This window comes from Clostridia bacterium, assembly GCA_036562685.1.
Taxonomy (GTDB): Bacteria; Bacillota; Clostridia; order Christensenellales; family DUVY01; genus DUVY01.
In genome coordinates, this window is record DATCJR010000010.1 from 1 (window position 1) to 3256 (window position 3256).

Here is a 3256-nt window from a genome sequence, read left to right on the forward strand (position 1 = left end):
TATTGATTCTACTACGCTCGCTGCCTGCTTGCTCGCTTGAGGAATTTCTTTGTTTTTTACAAGATTCTTTTCAAAGGCATTTCTAAATGTGTCGAATTTATCAACTTCTTTTTCAGTGCCCTGATTAGCCACAGGCTCAGATGTTTTGCTCATACTTTTCTCCTTTTTCCATAGTAATGATAGTAAGCGGTAGTACAATACTATGCTTGTCCCTAGTATATCAAATTTTCATATATAATTCAATTTATCTGCCAAATTATTAGTCAAATAAGTATAACAAAATCTTATAGTAAAAAAAACTATAAAAAAACCGTCATACAAAATTATGACGGTTTATTGATCTAAAAGTTATGTTTTACGCTGTAGTTAGGCGCTTCTTTGGTTATTAATATATCGTGAGGATGATTTTCTACCAAGGTTGCACCAGTTATTTTTATAAACTTTGCCTCTTTTCTCAAAGTATCAATATCCTTGGTACCACAGTATCCCATTGCTGATCTCAAGCCGCCAACCAATTGGAATACAATCTCTGATAATGTACCTCTATAGGGAACTCTGCCTTCAACACCTTCGGGTACCAGCTTGGATGCATCTTCTTGGAAATATCTGTCTTTTGAACCTTTTGCCATTGCACCCAATGAACCCATTCCTCTATATGTCTTAAAGTTTCTGCCTTGATATATTTCCATTTCTCCAGGACTTTCTAATGTTCCTGCAAAAAGACTTCCTACCATAATCGCACTGGCTCCTGCACCTAATGCCTTAGGAATATCGCCAGAGTATTTTATACCGCCGTCGGCAATAATTCTCTTACCATATTTTTCAGCTTCTTCGGCACAGTCCATAATAGCGGTAAGCTGAGGAACACCTACGCCTGTTACTACACGAGTAGTGCAAATAGAACCAGGACCTATTCCTACTTTGACTATATCAGCACCTCTTTCGATCAAAGCCTTGGTAGCCTCTGCCGTAGCAACATTGCCTGCAATAATAGTAATATCAGGAAATAAATTCTTTATTTGTTCAACTTGCTTTAAAACTCCAGCACTATGACCATGTGCGGTATCAATAGCCAAAACGTCAACCTTAGCAGCAATTAATGCTTTTACTCTGTCAAGAGTATCAGGAGCAGTTCCGACCGCAGCACCTACTAACAACCTTCCGTTGATATCTTTTGCTGCATTGGGATATTGAATATTTTTTTCTATATCCTTTATTGTAATAAGCCCTTTTAGATTAAAATCTTTATCAACAATGGGCAACTTTTCAATACGATGTTTGCCCAAAATCTGCTGAGCTTCTTTCAATGTAGTGCCTACTGGTGCAGTAATAAGATTATCTTTGGTCATTATATTTTTTATAGGCTGATTAAAATTGGTTTCGAATCTCAAATCTCTATTAGTAAGTATGCCTACTAATTTTCCATTATTGGTAATAGGCACACCGCTTATTTTATACTTTGCCATAAGCGCTAGAGCATCGCTAATCAAATCATCGGGATGAAGATAAAAAGGATCAGTTATAACTCCGTGTTCGCTTCTTTTTACCTTGTCAACATGCTCTGCTTGAGTATCTATAGGTAAATTTTTATGTATAATACCTATACCGCCTTCTCTTGCAATAGCAATAGCAAGCTTATATTCAGTGACTGTATCCATCGCCGCACTCATCAAAGGAATATTTAATTTGATTTTAGGTGCCAGCTGAACTGATGTGTCAACATCTTTAGGCAAAACAGACGAAGCTGCAGGTATTAATAACACATCATCGAATGTCAGTCCTTCTTTGATTATTTTGTTCATTTATAAATTACTCCTTTGTTATATAAAAACTTTAATAAATTTCATTAACCATCCAATCATCTTTTAATATCGCATATAAATATTCATCATGCCATTCTTCATGAATAAATCTGCGACCAATAAAATGACCTTCTCTTTTCATGCCCAGCTTTTCCATAACATGATAAGATGCTTGATTTTGGCTATCGCAAGTTGCTATGACGCTATGTGCATCCAAACACTTAAATGCAACATAACATAAAGCACGAGCAAGTTCTGTAGCGTAGCCCTTTCCCCATGCTGACTTTTTAAGGCAATAGCCTATCATATATTCTTTATCTCTTTTACTTTCAATATACAGACCGCAGCCACCAAGCAATTCATTATTTTCTTTCAAAACAACTGCGTGTTCACCTACAAAATTATTATCACTTTTTTTGCGCCCTTTAATGGCACGCGCTAAAAATCTTTTTGTGTCATAATATGAATTAGGTCCCCAGGGCATAAACCTGCAGACCTCTTCATCAGATGAATATTGATGCACAACGGAAAAATCGTCTTTTTTAAACGGACGTAAAATCAATCTTTTGGTAAATATTATTTTATCTTTAACACTTATTTCCATAGTCAAAAATAAATATAAATTTTTACTATTTTATCACAAGTATACAGTTTTGTCAAAAATTATTCTATTATTGTTTGTTTGCTCATATATTTATAGAGAATTAAATTCTGAGGTAATTTATGAAAAAGGTATCCATATTATTTTTATTGCTTATTTTTACTCTTTCGCTAATAAATATTGGCTGTTCAAATAAAATACCTTCCGAAGTTAAAAATAATCTCTCAGAGATAAGAACAAATATATATGAAGCAAACAATGACAACTTATCCGTAAACATAATAACAGGCGAAAGAGAAGATCCTTATGTGCTAAACGGCACTGCACAAGGTATGACCGAATATACAGTAATAACTATAACACCTGAAAATCCCGATAATATCTCAGCCGATATAACATATAACTATATTTTAAAAACAGGCAAAAAAGATTATAGCGGCACATTTACCTTGCATCCATTTGGCAACAGTTATGCCGCTGAAATTGCTCAAAAAATCAATGTTAGAAGTCTAGAAATACAAGTAACCGCAAGCAAAGACGATTGGAATTTTAATGAAACCCTCGTATTAGAATCAATTCTGACAGAGAATATGATAGGCTGGGAAGATGCTCTTTTAGTCGGCATGGATGCGCTTGAAAACGCAATATCAAGCATGTATGATAAAAAAACTTTAAAAGCAGAAGTTTATGTAAAGCTGTTATGCGATCCATTAGGAAAAACAACTGATCATTACTGGTATGTAGCTTTTGCAGATGGAAAGAAAATTGCTTCAGTTTTGATCGATCCTGTAAGCAAAGAAGTTCTTGCTGTGAGAGAAGAATAGCTTATAATTTCGCCCCAAAAAACCATCAA

At 34.8% G+C, this 3256-nt stretch carries 3 protein-coding genes; 1 reads left to right on the top strand and 2 read right to left on the bottom strand.

Annotated features, from left to right (window positions below; genetic code table 11):
- Positions 1 to 341: 341 nt before the first annotated feature.
- Both guaB and VIL26_00350 read right to left on the bottom strand, forming a co-directional pair.
- Positions 342 to 1802: an IMP dehydrogenase gene (guaB, locus tag VIL26_00345; protein HEY8389396.1), complete on the bottom strand. Its 1461-nt coding sequence runs from the start codon at positions 1800 to 1802 to the stop codon at positions 342 to 344.
- Positions 1803 to 1833: 31 nt separating this feature from the next.
- A complete protein-coding gene (locus VIL26_00350; protein ID HEY8389397.1) occupies positions 1834 to 2406 on the bottom strand; it encodes a GNAT family protein in 573 nt (190 codons plus the stop codon).
- A gap of 119 nt (positions 2407 to 2525) precedes the next feature.
- Here VIL26_00350 and VIL26_00355 point away from each other — a divergent pair, with 119 nt between their 5' ends.
- Positions 2526 to 3227, top strand: a complete 702-nt coding sequence (locus VIL26_00355) for a hypothetical protein (protein HEY8389398.1) — start codon at positions 2526 to 2528, stop codon at positions 3225 to 3227.
- Positions 3228 to 3256: the final 29 nt, after the last annotated feature.